The organism is Paenibacillus sp. 01T431 (assembly GCF_056398625.1).
The window spans coordinates 37,671-53,419 of record NZ_JBFTPT010000005.1 but is presented as its reverse complement, the minus strand read 5'-3'; the positions used below and the strand labels follow the sequence as shown (position 1 = coordinate 53,419).

The window sequence follows — 15,749 nt, the reverse complement described above, 5'->3', positions numbered from 1 at the left end:
CTACCTTCATCTTAATGGAATATAAGCTTTATTCCTGTATATATAAGATCTATTTTTTATGTATAAAACGATTATTTTATAATGAAAGAGGCAGATTACGATGAAATTAGAGGGCTACACCATCGCTCCTTATGTTCGCGAATCAGATTATGCGATCCGTCCGCCCTTTTTCCTAGGCGAGCGCAATTTGCTGGATTATATCATTTTTTACGTGCAGGAGGGTTCGTTCGAAATCGAGGTCAACGGTAACGTTCATCTCTTGAAAGCAGGAGATCTCTGTTTGCTTCAGCCCGGAGATGTACATACAATCAAAGGCATTACCGATACGATCAATCCTTACGTGCATCTGGATTTCTTTTATAATTCAGAGAAAGATAAGAGCTTTATCACGCGACCAGGACAATTGGACATGTCCCCCTACTCCACCTACACACAACCTAGATTGCATGAATGCGACTCCTTACTCATTCCATTTAAACTTGAAACTCCGCACTCCGTTAAGCTGCGTGACCTCGTCTTCAAGATCATCGAATGCTGGCAGTCACAAACCTATCTAGGCATCATGGAAGCCAATCAGCTGGCTTATGAATTTCTGACCGTGATTTTCAAAAGTTACATGAAGCCACAAGCTGCCTCGTCATCTCGTCGTCCTTTCTTGAACTGGATTACGTCCTATTTAGCGTTTCGCATCTCAGAACCTATCAATGTTAGTGATATGGCCAAAAGAGCAGACCTTTCTCCCTCTCGATTCACAGTACTATTCAAGAAACAATTTAATATGACACCTTATCAATACTTACTGAACTTGCGTATCCAGCATGCTCAGGAGCTGTTGAAGGAAGGCATGTCCCTGCAGCAGACGAGTGAATATTGCGGTTTCACTGATGTTCATCACTTATCCAAAACTTTCAAGTCCATAACTGGGGTCAATCCCGGTTATTTCAAAAGGAACTATGATCAGGAACGACGTCATTAACTACATTTGCCGCCTGTCCGTACCAATCTTTTTTCTTTAACTTGAACCTTTATCCGGTTTTACACCAATAAATACTGGCAAGCTTTTAACCAGCTGGCCTTTCCCAATCTCTCTCGGAAAAAATGCAATGAATAGATCGGATTTGCCCACCCTTTTTCATGTAAACGAAAGCTGAAACGAATAGCCATTTTGATAAAAACTGTCCATCCATTTACGCATGAGGCCTAGCTTGGCAGCTGTCTCTGGATTCATCATCTGTATATAGCCATCGGGAAAGGACATTTCTGTGGTATCCCTTAATTTGCGTTTCGCAAATGAAGTACCTTCGTATGTTGGTTAAAATCTGAATCCGTCTCATAACCCCGCATTGCCGCATCAGCTGGAATATCCAGCAGCTCCGCCGCCAGCGCCAGCGCGTCTTCAGCAAAGACCCTTTCTTTCTCCCAAATCGCCTTTAGTTCCACAGGGTTCACACCAGGTGAACAAACCTCAGCCCATTTTGAAGGCAGCCCGTTCCGTTTTCGGGGACGACTCCCCTCGAACATCTCGTTGAATAGATCCAAGTCATTGATTATCGTATCGGCCATCCTGCCATTCCGGTACAGACGCATGAAGAGCAAGTCGCTATCATGTACGAGGGTACCAATAGCAGGGACACCAGCAGATGCCGAGATGGAAGTGCCCAGCGCGTCCATCTCATCCATGTCCTGTTCTTGAGTCCATTCTTAAAGTTCTGTAAAACAGAATGATCGAATCTAACGTTTGTTGACTATAGTATCAAGTTTGTTATCTAGAAGCATCAAATCCTCCTATTATACAATGAGCTTAACAAGTGCAACACATCCGAGAAGACACCGAAAGGAGTAAAAGGCATGAAATCGACAGTTGAACTTCAAGATAAAAGAAAGCGCTTACGAATTCGTTGGCACAAGCAGGATACGGAACTCACCCTCTTGGCATTGCCTACAACGATATGGTACATCCTGTTTTGTTTCTTACCTATGTTCGGGATCATTATTGCCTTCAAAAACTTCAAAATTAGCGGCGGGTTTTTGAGCAATGTATTTAATAGTCCTTGGGTAGGCTTCAAAAACTTTGAGTTCTTATTCAAGTCAAATGACGCTTGGATCATTATTCGAAACACCATTGGATACAACATTATTTTTATCGTTCTAGGTATTGTGTTGCCCGTTCTCTTCGCTATTATGATCGGGCTGCTCCACAGCCGCAAAGCAAGCAAAGTCTATCAGACGATGATGTTCCTCCCTTATTTCTTATCTTGGGTTGTCGTATCTGCTGTAGGCTGGGCGTTCCTAAGCTTTGATAAAGGGATTCTTAATCAATTGCTCGTCAACATGGGCGGCGATCCTGTTAACTGGTACATGGAGCCGGCTTACTGGCCGTACATTCTAATTCTCTTAAATGTATGGAAAGGCTTAGGTTATGGCATGGTCATTTATTTGGCAACCATCACAAGCCTTGACAGCACGTACTATGAAGCAGCTGTAATTGATGGCGCTTCCATATGGCAGCAAACACGTTTTATTACATTGCCAATGCTCAAACTCGTTATCGTCATGCTGTTCATTCTATCAGTTGGACGTATATTCTACACCGATTTCGGCTTGTTCTTTCAGGTCACGCGAGATTCCAATTCATTGTTTAACGTGTCTACCACCATCGATGTCATGGTGTATAAACAACTGAAATCCGCTACCTTAGGAATGGCAGCTGCTGCCGCATTCGTACAGTCCGTTCTGGGTTGTGCAACTATTCTAATCGCTAATTGGATTGTTCGCAAAATCGATCCAGATAGCGCGATGATGTAAGGAGGTAAGACCATGTCAACGAGAAAGACTTACGAAACAGGTCTTGAGAAATTCAACCGTACAAGCAACGTTGTAAACCTATTTTTCAACCTGATCTTTATCGTCTTGGCGCTGATCTGCGTCATACCCGTAATTGTAGTGCTGTCCATTTCACTTTCCAGTGAGGACTCCATACGTGAGACAGGATATCATATATTGCCGGTTGCATTATCAGGCGAAGCATACGCTTATGTGATCAAGCAAGGAACGATGATTTTGCGAGCGCTCGGCGTATCCGCTCTTGTTACGGTGGTTGGTACTGTGCTCGGTATATTTCTTACCACCTCCATGGGCTATGTCCTTTCTCGCCCAAACTACAAACTGAAGGGCTTTCTAACTTGGGTCGTTTTCATTCCTATGATATTCAATGGCGGTCTGGTTTCCAGCTACTTCATTAATACTAATCTATTAGGACTAAAAGACAGCGTCTGGGCACTTATTCTGCCGCTTGCCGTCTCTTCTTTTAACGTTATCATTTGTAAAACCTTCTTTAAAAGCACGATTCCTGACGGGCTGATTGAATCTGCTGAAATTGATGGTGCGAGCCAGCTGCGAATCTTTTTCTCCATCATTCTGCCGATTTCCCTGCCGGTCATTGCAACCATTGGACTCTTTCTCTGCTTCTCTTATTGGAATGACTGGTTTCAATCGATGTTATACATCAACAACCAGAACCTATATTCTTTGCAGGCACTGCTTAACAGCTTGATGAGCAATGTCGATGCGCTTGCCAAAAACGCTGCAAGTATGGGCGTTAGCTATGCCGTGCTCGTCGCAACGATGCCTAAGGAATCTGCCCGCATGGCTGTAGCGATTATCATTGTTCTGCCTGTAGCCTTCGCCTATCCGTTCTTCCAGAAATATTTCATTTCCGGGTTAACGATTGGCGCAGTTAAAGGATAATCAACGAAATAAACCAAGCCTGCTTGGTTTATGATAGATCACTGTACAACGCTTACGGTGACACAACTTCAATAAGGGGGAAATGAAATGAAGAAATCTTGGAAGTTTATCTCTACGCTTTGTATTCTCACACTACTGGTGAGTGGCTTAGCAGCCTGCTCCGGCTCGAACTCACCTGCTGCAACAAATGCTCCGTCAACGACAGACGCACCAAAGGACAGCGAAACACCAAGCAAGGATATTCCGACGCTCATCTGGTGGACGATCGGCGGCCAAGTGCCTAATAACTTCGGCAAAGCGATTGATGCCATGAATGAATATACAGCGGAAAAAATTGGTGTGAAAATTGACATCAAAGTAGCCAGCTGGGGTGAATGGGATACCAAAATCAACACAATTGTGAATACTGGCGAACCCTTCGACATTATGTTCACAAACAGCGGTAAATACAGCAAGCAAGTGGCTATGGGAGCTTTTGCCGATATCACTGATTTAGTTCAAAGTGATGCGCCTGACTTATACAAATTGATTCCTGAAAAGGTTTGGGATGGCACGAAAATTGGCGGCAAATATTATTCCGTTCCTACTTATAAGGATTCGGCACTAACGCAATATTGGGTGTACGATGATAAATACGTGCAAAAATACAATATTGATATCAACAACATCAAAACCCTGCAGGATCTTGATCAACCTCTTCACAACATCAAGTCCGGCGAAGGCAAAAGCTTCTACCCATTGCCGATGACGCAAGGTGAAGGCTTGAATGGTTTCTTTAACAATTATGATGATTTAACACTAGGCTTCACTCCAGTTGGCGTAAAAGCTGATGATGCATCACGCACGGTTGTTTCTGTTCTTGAGCAGCCTGATGTTATGGCCGATCTGAAGCTCCTGCATAAATGGTACCAAGATGGCATCATCAACCCAGATGCTCCGACTAAAACAGAGAATGAAAAAGGCAGACCATTCTTTGCAGCCCAGGCTTTTCCAGGTGCAGAAGTAAGCTGGCAAATCAATGATGCTGTTGAAAAATATGATATGGTTCAACACTTTGGCCCTATTTATACAACAAGCACGATCCAAGGCTCCTTAAATGCGATTTCTGCGAATTCGAAATATAAGAAAGAAGCATTGAAGTACCTCGAATTAGTCAACACTGATCCAAAACTACGCAATATGCTTGCATTCGGCGAGTTAGACGTAGATTACAAAAATGTGGATGGCGAAAAGGTTATCGAGCGTACTTCTGATACTTGGCCGCTGGCTGCATACTCCCAAGGTACATTCTTTAATCTAGCAGTTACCAAAGGTGCTCCTGAGGATCAATGGGATCAAGTTAAAAAGCTGAATGACGCAGCGACATCCTCCACTGTACTAGGTTTCGCACTGGACATCAGCAATCTTCAGACTGAAGTGGCAAATTGCCAATCCGTATGGGATAAATACAAATATGAACTCATTACAGGCGCATCCGATCCGGAGAAAATGATTCCGAAAATTACTGCTGAATTAAAGTCTGCTGGCATGGACACGATTATGAAAGCGGCTCAAGAGCAAATTAATAACTACTTCAAGTAAGTTAAGTAAGTTAAATAAGCATCCCCTATTGAGACACTCTGTATGGGATGCTTATTTCTTGCTATCTATGAAGCTTCGCTTAATCATGATAAAGTGGTATGGAAACCACTTGCTTTAAGGCGAGCTGCTGCAATTGAGGTGCCATATGAGCTCTTTTTTACAAATCAAAATTTATCGTTACAAGTTTATTGCCTATGTCGTCTTTGTCGTAACTATCGGACTCGCTCTTGGCATTCTGACCTGTGTCATGCTGCTGAATCAGTGGGTTGGTGATGCTCGTTTAGAGGCTGCAAATGCGTTCGCAGGTGTAGAGAATGAGCTGCAGTACGATGCTGACCGAATTGAGGCTTACATGCAGCGTATATACTCCAATCATAGTCTAATGGAAGATGCTCGCAGCTTTTTGAACAGCAGTGTTGAAGGCTATTTAACCAATAGTCTGCAAAACAGCCAATTCTCACAGCCGTTGGTATCCTTCCCAGAGGATATTAAAACCTACCTGTACAGCTGGGCGCAGGGTGAAATTACGCAGGTTAGTCTGCATACCAATCAGTATAGCAATGTTGTACGCTTTAACGAAAACGGAATTGCAAGCTTCATATTCGGTCTTCCAAATACAGACGAAGCTTTTCACGATACGATTCTAAAAGGCTTCGTATATCGCAAGAAACTATCGGATACATCACTGGGCTCTAAGGAATTAGGGGAGCTGCGCTTCTTGGTCAGCAGCGATCAAGTCTTTAAATCTATACAAAATTATCGTTTGGGAAAAGCTGCTGCAGTCAGTACCTCTGGTGAGGTCTACCTTATCGGCAGCGGGCAGGATCAGAAATTAGAGGAATTATCGCGTCTCGCAGCGGCGAATGGACGCAGTCATGGCGTTATTTCACAGGGCTTGTTCAAGCATATATTTTATATTACATTTCCATCCACCAAGTTTAATTTCAAGTTCGTTAGCATCGTTGATTTATCCATGCTGATTAAGCAGCATGCCAGGATGCTGCTTACCATCTTTCTGATCGTAATAACGACCATGATAAGTGTACTACTGCTAATTGTGTATAATATGCGGGATGATTTCCGCTTCCTGCACCGCATTATTCAATCGATTGGTCGCGTGAAATCTGCTAATTTCACACCTAATCGCCCTGCCCGTTATCGTCGAAATGAATACGGCATGATTGCAAGGGAACTAGATGATATGATTCAGCAGTTAGATAAGCATATCCGCAATGAATATTTACTTAAACTAAAGCAGCAAGAAACCGAGATGAAAGCGCTTCAGAATCAAATCAACCCACATTTCCTCTATAATACGTTAGAGGTCATCCGCTCCACTGCTCTAGTTAATCAGGACAGAGATACCGCTGATGCCATTGCTACCTTAGGGGCGCTCTATCGCGAAATCGTCAAAAAGGAAAATATTATTTCGATTTCAAGTGAGCTGGAATTGTTGCAAAAGTATTTAGAAATTATGGAGTTTAAATATCCAGAACGTTTTTTTTATCAGGTCAATGTAGATCCTGCGCTACTCTCGATCCCTACCGTAAAGTTCTGGATGCAGCCTTTGGCTGAAAACTTTTTCATCCATGGCTTTAGCGCAAGCAATGAGTTTAATTTGTATATCGTTAACGGCTGGGAAGCCGAAGATTATTATGTATTGGAATTTGTGGATAATGGGCGTGGTATTGGGGCGGAGCGTTTAAATGCAGTGCGAAGCACACTGTCCAACCAGGATGATACTTCTTCCGAGAGTATCGGTTTGCGCAACGTCTACACGAGGCTGCACTTCTTTTACGGGAAAAGCTTTTTTATAGAGATTGGAAATAATGAGGAAGCTGGAGTTAAGATTTCTGTACGGATTCCAAAAGAGGTGATTGAACATGTACAAACTGCTGATAATGGATGATGAACCACAGATTTTGGAGGGGATGAAGCGAATCCTCGACTGGAAACAATACGGTTTCAGTCGAATAGATACGTGCGAATCTACGGAAGCCGCCATGTCCAAGGTTGTAGACCTGCTGCCTGATGTCGCTATTTTTGATGTCTGTGTTGGCAAGGATCTTGGTTATGAAACGATTCATAGACTTAATGAGCTCCAAATCCCTACCAAATATGTGATTATGAGCGGCTATAGTGAATTCAAGTATGCCCAAGAAGCCATTCGCTGTGGTGTGAAAGACTATCTGCTCAAGCCATTAGATCGTACAAAGCTGCAGCAAGTAATTGAGAAAATTATTGTTGAGGATCTCCATGGTACGATAGGTAATGCTAGCTGCGAGAGCCTGAACAAGGACCCGGTACTCGGTGTAAGTTATGACAGCTTATCCAAGCTGGTTAACCGCATTTTGCTCATGATCAAGACGGAGTATGCTCAGAATATTACTTTAAAATCAGTGGCAGAACGTTTCCAGATGAACAGTACCTATCTCGGACAATTATTTCTTAAAGAATCCGAAATGAAATTTTCAGAATATCTAATGGCTTACCGTATGCTGCTCGCACAAGAACGAATTCAATCGACAGATGAGAAGATTTCTTCTATCGCCCTTTCCGTCGGCTACAACAATCTCAATTATTTCTATACACATTTTCAAAGCTTTTTCGGAAAATCTCCCTCTGATCTGCGGGGAAAAGGTTAACAACGAACTCGGCAGAAAGGCGGATATCGATGCAAAAGCACTCTAGATACAGATATATCTTCATAACATTCAGTATTATTCTGTTGCTCACAGCATATATAACCGGTTGCTCCCGGCAAGCTAGCAAAAACAACAATGATAAGTATCATGGGGACACGGTAAATCTGATCTATTACACAATTGGAGAGCCTGACAAAGATCTGAAGCTCGTAAATGATAAAATCAATGAGGTTATGGCTCGTAAAATTGGCGTGACCATCACCTATATTAAGGTGGGTTGGCAGGAGTATGAGGATCGGCTGAACACGCTCATATCCGCAGGTAGCCCGTTCGACATTGCTTTTGCCCCCAACTATGCAACTACCGCTATGCGCGGCGCATGGCTGAAACTTGATGACTATCTTTTGAGTCTAGGTAAGGATTTGTACGACACGATTGACCCCACCTTCTGGCAAGGGGTACGAATGAATGATGGAGGCATTTATGGTGTACCGACCAATAAAGAGCTGGCTGTACGTGATCATTGGATGTACCCTGCTTCGATCGTAAAAAAGTACAATATCGATATCACCAAGTATAATACGCTGGAATCGCTAGAACCATTGCTCCGGATGATTCAGCAGAATGAACCATCCTATATACCAATGGAATTAGATCGGGATTCACAAAATTTCTTCGCTCTCTATGGCTACGAGTATATTTTGAATCATAAAGTTCCGTTAATGGTGAAATCACTGGACCCTAACTCTAAGGTCGTGAATATTTTTGAAACAAAGGAAGCCCGGCAGATATTAGACACAATGCGACGGTATTATAAAGAGGGCTTCATTAACAAGGATGCTGCACTGCGGGAGCCTGGCGGACTTAAGCGTGGGGATCAGGTATTCTGGAAATCCTCAGGCGGCGGCCCACTCTCGGATACGAATTGGAGTAAGGATCGCGGCTACAAGGTTGTATCGAATCCTGTAACCCATAGTGTCGTCACTACGGAATCCGTCCGTGGCGGAATCATGGCTATTAATGCCAACACCAAGCATCCTGTTGAGTCTATTAAGTTTCTGAACCTGCTTAATACAGACCCTGAAATACGAAACCTATTTAACTATGGAATTGAAGGATTGCATTACACGCTAGGTGAACATGGGCAAGCGATCCCCATTCCCGGCAAAGACAGCCAAGGCAACCCGATCCCGGATGCACCAGCGAGCTATGCAGGAGTACAATATACACAGGGTAACTGGTTTATCTTGAAAACTATAGGCGGCGATAACCCGGAACCGCTCGATAAGTGGGATCAATTCCGCAAATACAACGCTGAAGCAATCAAGTCCACCATTCTTGGCTTCACGCCTGATCTATCTAAGCTGACCGCCCAAACCGATAACATCGAGATGATTTGGAAAAAATACTATCCAAGCCTTATGACCGGTACAGTCGATGTTGACACAATCCTCCCCAAATTTAACGAGGAGCTAAAACAAGCAGGTATCGAAGAGGTGCGGAAAGAAATACAGAAGCAGTTGGATGAGAAGCGAAGCGCAAAGAGGTAAGTGCTATAATGCCTCCCACAGACTATTTATGAATATGTATATAAGCGGAAAAGGCAGCCTATATCGGCTGCCTTTTGTCATTCTACTATTTTACTTGGTAAAACTTACTTTATTTTAACGACTACCTTTCCTTTAGCCCTACCGCTTTCAAGGTATTGAAAGGCTTGCCCTGTATCTTTAAAATCAAAGACTTTATCAATAACCGGAATAATGTCACCCTCTTCTATAAACTTCTTAATGATCTTTAATTGAGCTCCGCTTGGTTTCATAAAGAGGAAATGATATCTCGTACCGCTTTTCTTCTCTAGGGCTGTAATTTTACGGCTCACAATGGATAGAACGGCCGTCTTCAACCAGCCTAATTTTGCTTCCTTGCCGAATCTGGAATTGGGCAGGCCGGAGACCGATACTATTTTACCGTTTGGTTTCAGTACCTGGAATGATTTTTCCAATGCTGTCCCACCTAAGGTATCGTACACCGCGTCATAGCCTGTAAGCATTTCTTCAAAATTCTCTGTTTTATAATTAATGATTTGATCGGCCCCCAGTGAGTTGACCAAATCATAGCCTTTATCACTTGCTGTTGTGGCGACATAAGCGCCCATCCATTTGGCCAGTTGGATAGCAAATGTTCCTACCCCTCCAGATCCTGCATGAATCAAAATCTTTTGTCCTTTTTGAAGGTTCAAAATATCGTAAAAGGCTTGGTATGTCGTAAGTCCGACCAGTGGGATTGATGCCGCTTCTTCAAAATTTAGGTTTTCTGGTTTAAGAGAAATATCATCTTCATGAATGGCAATATATTCAGCTAACGTTCCGATCCTGTCTTTGCGAGGTCTTCCATAAACCTCATCACCGGGTTTAAATGTGCTCACGCGTTCACCAACCTTGGTTACTACTCCAGAAAAATCATTTCCGAGAACTAAAGGAAAGTCATACGTTAGCAGTAATTTTACTTTTCCTTCTTTTATTTTGAAATCGATAGGATTTAAGCTCGCCGCATAAATCTCTACTAATACATCATGTTCTCCCATTGTAGGCATTGGTCGTTCCGTCATTATTAAGGGTACATTTTTCCCATATCTCTCTATCGTTATAGCCTTCATTATTATCACTCCCTTTAAGATCATTCGTTTAAACATATAAACGTATAAAGCGAAAAAATTCATTTTATTCCATTGAAGATTGCAAAGATCCGCTACACTGAGCTTCAATAGCGTCAATTAAAGATTTAAGTTGCTCTAATGGTTTGCGGAGAGTCAGGACATAGTAATTTTCTACGCTCTTTTTCTCGTAACTAACATAGCCAGACTGTCTTAATACCTTCAAATGATGGGAGATGGCAGGCCGGGACAAGTCAATTTGATCCGCTATAGTATTAACATTAAGTCCAGCTTTATGCTGTGCAAGCAGCAAAATTATGGCTTGACGTTTTTCATCTGTAAGAACATCCAGCAAGGGAATGGAATCTTTAAATTGCTGTACAATATGTTCAGTATTTTGGCTCATACACTTCACTTCCGTTCATGCGTTTAATTATATAAACCTATTATAACCAACTTTTTGACGAGATCGAATATTTTATACAATACCTATGCTGGCGGAGCAGCGCTGGTATCCGTTCTTATCCGCAAAATCAAACTCCACCCCATAATAAAAAGTTAAAGATAAACATGAACTCAAAATCTTCATCAGACCGCTTAATACTAAAGGTAATGATTACGATAACTATTCCCGCTAAATAGGCAACTAAAAGACCCAGTGCTGAGTAATTTAATTTACCTTCTAACCACGAAGCCCACGCTTTATATAAGAATTCTTTCTTAGTTTCTTTTTGCAGTTGGAAATTCCACAATTTGAATGTTAAATAGATCCATAACCGCAAATACTGCCAAAGCAAATCCGCTATTCCATAACGCATGAATCCAATTTTCTTCAAACTTCTTCTTGCATTCATCAATAATAGTTTGGTTAATAATAAAAGGAGTTGTTACAGCCATCTCTGAGTAGAGATGATCAGTTAAATCCAACTTATCAACCATCCATTTCAGCCCTGCCAGAGTTCCCTTATCATTTTCCATTGTAGCCTTCTGATGTGAGTCAATCCAGTTAAGCAGCTGATCTTTTCGCTCCTGAGTCATCTCCACAGTAACAATGAACATAAAATCACTCTTTTACCGTTTAGTTTAAAAAGCCAATAGATTTCATTATAAGTCCCATTAGCTAAATGGTATTTAGCGACTTGGTTCTTCTATTTCTTTCGAACAGGAAAACAAATACACATCCTAATCATTTAAACCCTTTCCATCCAAAATTTGCTGCTTATATTTTTCAACCCTTGACTCGCGAGTTTTGGATTGTTTGGGTTCAGAAAAATAAAAAATGTACGCTCTTTGCCGTCCCGGCGTCAATGCTTCAAAAGCAGTTTTCAAGGCAGGCATTTCATCTAATATGTTTTGAAATTCATCAGGAATTGTGTATTCTGTATTCTTTTTAAAAACCACTTCCAAACCGGCTTTTTCAACTTCGATGGCTTCATTAATATAGGATTTCAAGATAGCTTCCATTTCAACTATTTCTTTAACGCTGGTGAACCGAATTTGGCGTGCCGTCTGTACATTTTCAGTTTGTTGGATTAGGATGCCATTGGGATCTTTTAACAAGACACCTTTGTGAAACAGAAGTGCGCAATATTCTTTAAATCCGTGGATTAAAACTATGTTTTTATTTTGAAATGTGTAACAAGGATGCATCCACTTATATTCTTCGGTCAGCTCACAGTCAAGTACGATATTTCTCAACTTCTTATATTCTTCTTTCCACTTTTTAGATTTACCTATAAATCCATCAACCTTAAGATTCAGTCCACTATTTGTCATCAAGGAATACCCCTCTTCATCAAATTACTATTATGTTTTTAATAATAAGCAGATCATTAATAAATCTACTGGATTACTTTCTAAGCTTGTCCCTTTTTGTGCCCGCTCCAAGCTGATGGACACCGACTAATACCGTGTCATCACTTTTTCATCTATTGAACATAGGTTCCATTGTACTGCATTTTTATGGATTGTACAGTTTGAATACAAACTCTATTACAAATTACTTTTTTATCTTAACAATTTCATTGTATACAACCAAATTTATAGATATACCCTCACAAGATATTACCATGCCAATTGGCTCACTAATGATCCTAATATTTCTTGCTGTTCTCCTCATTCTTGTGCTTGTTGGACTATCGTTCTCATTGTTTTATGAAATCAGTCGATTTTTACATTTTGACACTTTACACAAACAGAATAAAAGGCCTCCGGAATATTCCGAAAGCCTCTCCATTCATTCCTCTTTTATGCCTAACATCGATTGAGCATACTGGCGATATTCATCTTAGTTGATTTTTTCGGCGAACACTGCGATTAGCACCGGATAAGCTGCACATCGCTCCACGATATGCTTAGCCACCTTACGCATACACTCCAGCCACTCATTGTTTTTTACTATTTTACCCATTAACTTAAACTGTCGTTCACAGTTAAACTATCTTTTATTTAAAAGCAGCAGTCTTTTAGCCAAATAATCCTTTTCTATTGTTTTATTCACTAGACCATATTTATTTGTTTCATATAGGATATCGTTTTCTACTGTAAGGATAGTTATGGGTTTATCTAATGTGGTAATTCCTTGTTGAATATTTATTAATAAATTTGAATGTACTTTGTTTGACTTTCTCAGAGGCTCAGAGTTTGAATGAAAGGTTTCTCCCTTAATATTAATTCTCCCTTCCTCATTACGCCACCATCTAAATGTTTCGATTGCGGAAAGTGACCAATTTAGGTATTCTATCCACCCATCTCCGTGTTCTAGAAAATAAATGATCTCATCACTAGGTCCCGGAGCAAATAAAGCATCTGCAGACCATTCTCCTACTATTTCATCCATACTTTTAAACCTCCATAATTATCAATTTTATCTCAAGTCGTTATGTAAGATTAGGAGGGTCAAAAATCATCATGCTTAAACTAAAAAAAAGTACAAAAGATACAAAACTAAACAAAACGAACCGTGATTTTCTTATCTTTATTTTTCTGAAAATTGTTCGATTGCTAAATATTAAAATAGCTAGAAATAAAGTTAATAATAAAAGAGTTATGGGTAGGAGGACGATTATTACATCTTCTTCTCCTCTCATATCAGAACCGTCATGAAATCCCATAAAATAACCTATTACATATATACATGATGCACTGATTTTTATAATGTATGGAAACATCTGCGCTAAAAATGAATTAATGATTCCACCTAGTATTAGATATAGTGTTTTCAATTAAACACCTCCATAATTTTATAAGAACTCCTTTCTTTAATTTTGAAAACCATAACTGTATAGACGTTAGATATCCAAAAATGTTTTAATTTATGGTATATCTTCCAAAATAAACATTTTCATCTCAACTAAGCTGCTCGTAAACGCAACGAGGCTGCCGATTTGTGATATGCTCCCCAAATAGTAGACAGGTGAAATAATAAAAAACCTGTTGCTATGAGGGGAGCATTTTCATGTCTAAAGTTAAATATTCCGTATTAGAGAAACTTACCATTATCGGAGAGATTGAAAGTGGTGAACTAGGCCTTATGGCCGCTACCTACAAATATGGCTTATCAAAAACAACATTGGCGAAATGGCAACGAAGGTATAGAGTCTATGGTTCGGAAGGGTTAGAAATTCAAACGATTAATCGCAGCTATACCGCAGAACTTAAGCTGCAGGCGGTGTTGGATTACCTCAAGGGAGAAATATCCCAATACGACATCATTGATAAATACAAGATTGCGAGTAGAACACAGCTATCGAACTGGGTAAAGAAGTATAATAGTCATAGCAGCTTAAAAGCCTATAAAGGGGGAGCAATGGCTATGACGAAAGGGCGTTCTACGACATGGAAAGAACGGATAGAGATTGTTCAATATTGCCTGACAAATAACGATGACTATAGGAAGACTGCGGAGCAACATCAGGTTTCCTACCAACAGGTATATCAGTGGGTGAAGAAATACCAAGACGGCGGGCAAGATGCGCTGCAGGATGGACGTGGACGTAAAAAGACCGAAGAAGAGTTAACTGATACAGACCGCCAAAAGCTTGCCATGATGAAGATGCAGGCTGAAAATGAACGTCTACGCGCAGAAATTGCATTTCTAAAAAAGTTAGAGGAACTCGAAAGAAGGCGACGCTAAGTCAAGTACGTCAAGAAAACATCTATCTTGCCATTCAATCTGTACAGCAAGACGGGCAGTTCGGCATAAAGGTACTGTGTGAAATTGCAGAAATTCCACGTTCCAGCTATTACAAATGGTTGAACCATAAGCCTAGCGACCGTGAACTAGAAAACCAAAAACTCACAAGAGCGATGATCTCGCTGCATGAGAAGGTAGGTGGTATCTACGGGTACCGTCGATTAACCCTTCACTTACGCAAAGAAACGGAGCAGCAGATTAACCACAAGCGCATCCAGCGCCTCATGCAACTGCAAGGCATTCAGTCAGTGATTCGCCGCAGAAAGCGTAAGAAATATGGAGCATCAACGCCTCAGCACGTGGCTGAGAACTTGTTAAACCGCGAATTCACTGCGACAAAGCCGAACGAAAAATGGGTAATAGATGTAACGGAATTCAAATATGGTCATAGCCAAAAGGCGTATTTAAGCGCCATCTTAGACCTCCATGACAATACCGTTGTATCTCATGTATTCGGGCACTCGAACAACAACAGCCTCGTGTTTCAAACCGTCAAAAAAGCGATAAAGGCAGCACCCAGGAGCAGACCGATGCTGCATAGTGACCGAGGCTTTCAATACACTTCTCTACGGTTCAAAAAGTTATTTGGCAAAAAATTAACGCATAGCATGTCTCGTGTAGGGAGATGCATCGATAACAGTCCTATAGAATCCTTCTGGGGAACCCTGAAGTGCGAAAAATATTATTTGCAAACATACCGAACTTTTGATGAGCTTGAACAGGACATTGAAGCCTACATTCAATTTTACAATTACGAACGATTACAGGCAAAACTAAACGGCCTCAGTCCAATGGAGTTTAGGACTAAGGCCGTTTAACAGTTTTTATTATTTGTAATGTCTACTTGACAGGGTGCAGTTCATTGTGCCGGCAGCCTCGTTTTAATGTTTAATAAGTTATATTTGATTGAGAATAACAGGTCTAATCC

At 41.1% G+C, this 15,749-nt stretch carries 14 protein-coding genes; 8 read left to right on the top strand and 6 right to left on the bottom strand.

Annotated elements, in window-relative coordinates:
- Window positions 1-100: 100 nt before the first annotated feature.
- A complete protein-coding gene (locus tag AC1DM9_RS10290) occupies window positions 101-976 on the top strand; it encodes an AraC family transcriptional regulator (protein WP_477579864.1) in 876 nt (291 codons plus the stop codon).
- A 296-nt stretch (window positions 977-1,272) separates the two neighbouring features.
- On the opposite strand, the gene AC1DM9_RS10285 is transcribed toward AC1DM9_RS10290, so the two are convergent.
- Window positions 1,273-1,680 carry a hypothetical protein gene (locus tag AC1DM9_RS10285; RefSeq protein WP_477579862.1) on the bottom strand — a complete coding sequence of 136 codons (408 nt, stop codon included), beginning with the start codon at window positions 1,678-1,680 and terminating at the stop codon, window positions 1,273-1,275.
- A 168-nt stretch (window positions 1,681-1,848) separates the two neighbouring features.
- Between AC1DM9_RS10285 and AC1DM9_RS10280 the strand changes: the two genes are divergently transcribed.
- The 6 genes from AC1DM9_RS10280 to AC1DM9_RS10255 all read left to right on the top strand — a co-directional run bounded on the left by AC1DM9_RS10280 (window position 1,849) and on the right by AC1DM9_RS10255 (window position 9,523).
- The gene (locus AC1DM9_RS10280) at window positions 1,849-2,805 is read left to right on the top strand and encodes an ABC transporter permease (protein WP_076270575.1); all 957 of its coding nucleotides are present in this window, start codon (window positions 1,849-1,851) and stop codon (window positions 2,803-2,805) included.
- A 12-nt stretch (window positions 2,806-2,817) separates the two neighbouring features.
- Window positions 2,818-3,747 carry a carbohydrate ABC transporter permease gene (locus AC1DM9_RS10275; RefSeq protein WP_477579860.1) on the top strand — a complete coding sequence of 310 codons (930 nt, stop codon included), beginning with the start codon at window positions 2,818-2,820 and terminating at the stop codon, window positions 3,745-3,747.
- A gap of 87 nt (window positions 3,748-3,834) precedes the next feature.
- Window positions 3,835-5,328, top strand: coding sequence for an ABC transporter substrate-binding protein (locus AC1DM9_RS10270; RefSeq protein WP_477579858.1), 1,494 nt, complete (start codon window positions 3,835-3,837; stop codon window positions 5,326-5,328).
- 145 nt (window positions 5,329-5,473) lie between these two features.
- On the top strand, window positions 5,474-7,237 hold the full coding sequence (locus AC1DM9_RS10265) for a sensor histidine kinase (protein ID WP_477551660.1): 1,764 nt from the start codon (window positions 5,474-5,476) through the stop codon (window positions 7,235-7,237).
- The gene (locus tag AC1DM9_RS10260; RefSeq protein ID WP_076270578.1) at window positions 7,212-7,973 is read left to right on the top strand and encodes a response regulator transcription factor; all 762 of its coding nucleotides are present in this window, start codon (window positions 7,212-7,214) and stop codon (window positions 7,971-7,973) included. The genes AC1DM9_RS10265 and AC1DM9_RS10260 overlap by 26 nt, the downstream gene beginning before the upstream one ends.
- A 29-nt stretch (window positions 7,974-8,002) precedes the next feature.
- Window positions 8,003-9,523, top strand: coding sequence for an ABC transporter substrate-binding protein (locus AC1DM9_RS10255; RefSeq protein WP_477579855.1), 1,521 nt, complete (start codon window positions 8,003-8,005; stop codon window positions 9,521-9,523).
- Window positions 9,524-9,627: 104 nt separating this feature from the next.
- Here the strand turns inward: AC1DM9_RS10255 and AC1DM9_RS10250 are convergent, their stop codons facing one another.
- The 5 genes from AC1DM9_RS10250 to AC1DM9_RS10230 all read right to left on the bottom strand — a co-directional run bounded on the left by AC1DM9_RS10250 (window position 9,628) and on the right by AC1DM9_RS10230 (window position 13,465).
- Complete coding sequence (locus AC1DM9_RS10250) at window positions 9,628-10,629, bottom strand: NADP-dependent oxidoreductase (protein WP_477579853.1); 1,002 nt, start codon at window positions 10,627-10,629, stop codon at window positions 9,628-9,630.
- Window positions 10,630-10,693: 64 nt separating this feature from the next.
- Complete coding sequence (locus AC1DM9_RS10245; RefSeq protein WP_477579851.1) at window positions 10,694-11,032, bottom strand: ArsR/SmtB family transcription factor; 339 nt, start codon at window positions 11,030-11,032, stop codon at window positions 10,694-10,696.
- A gap of 314 nt (window positions 11,033-11,346) precedes the next feature.
- On the bottom strand, window positions 11,347-11,664 hold the full coding sequence (locus tag AC1DM9_RS10240; protein ID WP_477579849.1) for a hypothetical protein: 318 nt from the start codon (window positions 11,662-11,664) through the stop codon (window positions 11,347-11,349).
- A gap of 144 nt (window positions 11,665-11,808) precedes the next feature.
- Window positions 11,809-12,402, bottom strand: coding sequence for a YdeI/OmpD-associated family protein (locus tag AC1DM9_RS10235; protein ID WP_477579847.1), 594 nt, complete (start codon window positions 12,400-12,402; stop codon window positions 11,809-11,811).
- A gap of 661 nt (window positions 12,403-13,063) precedes the next feature.
- A complete protein-coding gene (locus AC1DM9_RS10230; protein WP_477579845.1) occupies window positions 13,064-13,465 on the bottom strand; it encodes a hypothetical protein in 402 nt (133 codons plus the stop codon).
- A gap of 618 nt (window positions 13,466-14,083) precedes the next feature.
- Between AC1DM9_RS10230 and AC1DM9_RS10225 the strand changes: the two genes are divergently transcribed.
- A protein-coding gene (locus AC1DM9_RS10225) for an IS3 family transposase (RefSeq protein WP_477579843.1) occupies window positions 14,084-15,639 on the top strand; the annotation gives its coding sequence in 2 pieces (ribosomal slippage) (window positions 14,084-14,723 and window positions 14,723-15,639; 1,557 coding nt in all).
- Window positions 15,640-15,749: the final 110 nt, after the last annotated feature.

Coding starts and splice junctions, on each gene's coding strand:
- AC1DM9_RS10275 (WP_477579860.1), top strand. CDS start 2,818: ATGTCAACGAGAAAGACTTACGAAACAGGTCTTGAGAAATTCAACCGT.
- AC1DM9_RS10240 (WP_477579849.1), bottom strand. CDS start 11,664: ATGACTCAGGAGCGAAAAGATCAGCTGCTTAACTGGATTGACTCACAT.
- AC1DM9_RS10245 (WP_477579851.1), bottom strand. CDS start 11,032: ATGAGCCAAAATACTGAACATATTGTACAGCAATTTAAAGATTCCATT.
- AC1DM9_RS10255 (WP_477579855.1), top strand. CDS start 8,003: ATGCAAAAGCACTCTAGATACAGATATATCTTCATAACATTCAGTATT.
- AC1DM9_RS10260 (WP_076270578.1), top strand. CDS start 7,212: ATGTACAAACTGCTGATAATGGATGATGAACCACAGATTTTGGAGGGG.
- AC1DM9_RS10270 (WP_477579858.1), top strand. CDS start 3,835: ATGAAGAAATCTTGGAAGTTTATCTCTACGCTTTGTATTCTCACACTA.
- AC1DM9_RS10285 (WP_477579862.1), bottom strand. CDS start 1,680: ATGGATGAGATGGACGCGCTGGGCACTTCCATCTCGGCATCTGCTGGT.
- AC1DM9_RS10250 (WP_477579853.1), bottom strand. CDS start 10,629: ATGAAGGCTATAACGATAGAGAGATATGGGAAAAATGTACCCTTAATA.
- AC1DM9_RS10265 (WP_477551660.1), top strand. CDS start 5,474: ATGAGCTCTTTTTTACAAATCAAAATTTATCGTTACAAGTTTATTGCC.
- AC1DM9_RS10235 (WP_477579847.1), bottom strand. CDS start 12,402: ATGACAAATAGTGGACTGAATCTTAAGGTTGATGGATTTATAGGTAAA.
- AC1DM9_RS10280 (WP_076270575.1), top strand. CDS start 1,849: ATGAAATCGACAGTTGAACTTCAAGATAAAAGAAAGCGCTTACGAATT.
- AC1DM9_RS10290 (WP_477579864.1), top strand. CDS start 101: ATGAAATTAGAGGGCTACACCATCGCTCCTTATGTTCGCGAATCAGAT.
- AC1DM9_RS10230 (WP_477579845.1), bottom strand. CDS start 13,465: ATGGATGAAATAGTAGGAGAATGGTCTGCAGATGCTTTATTTGCTCCG.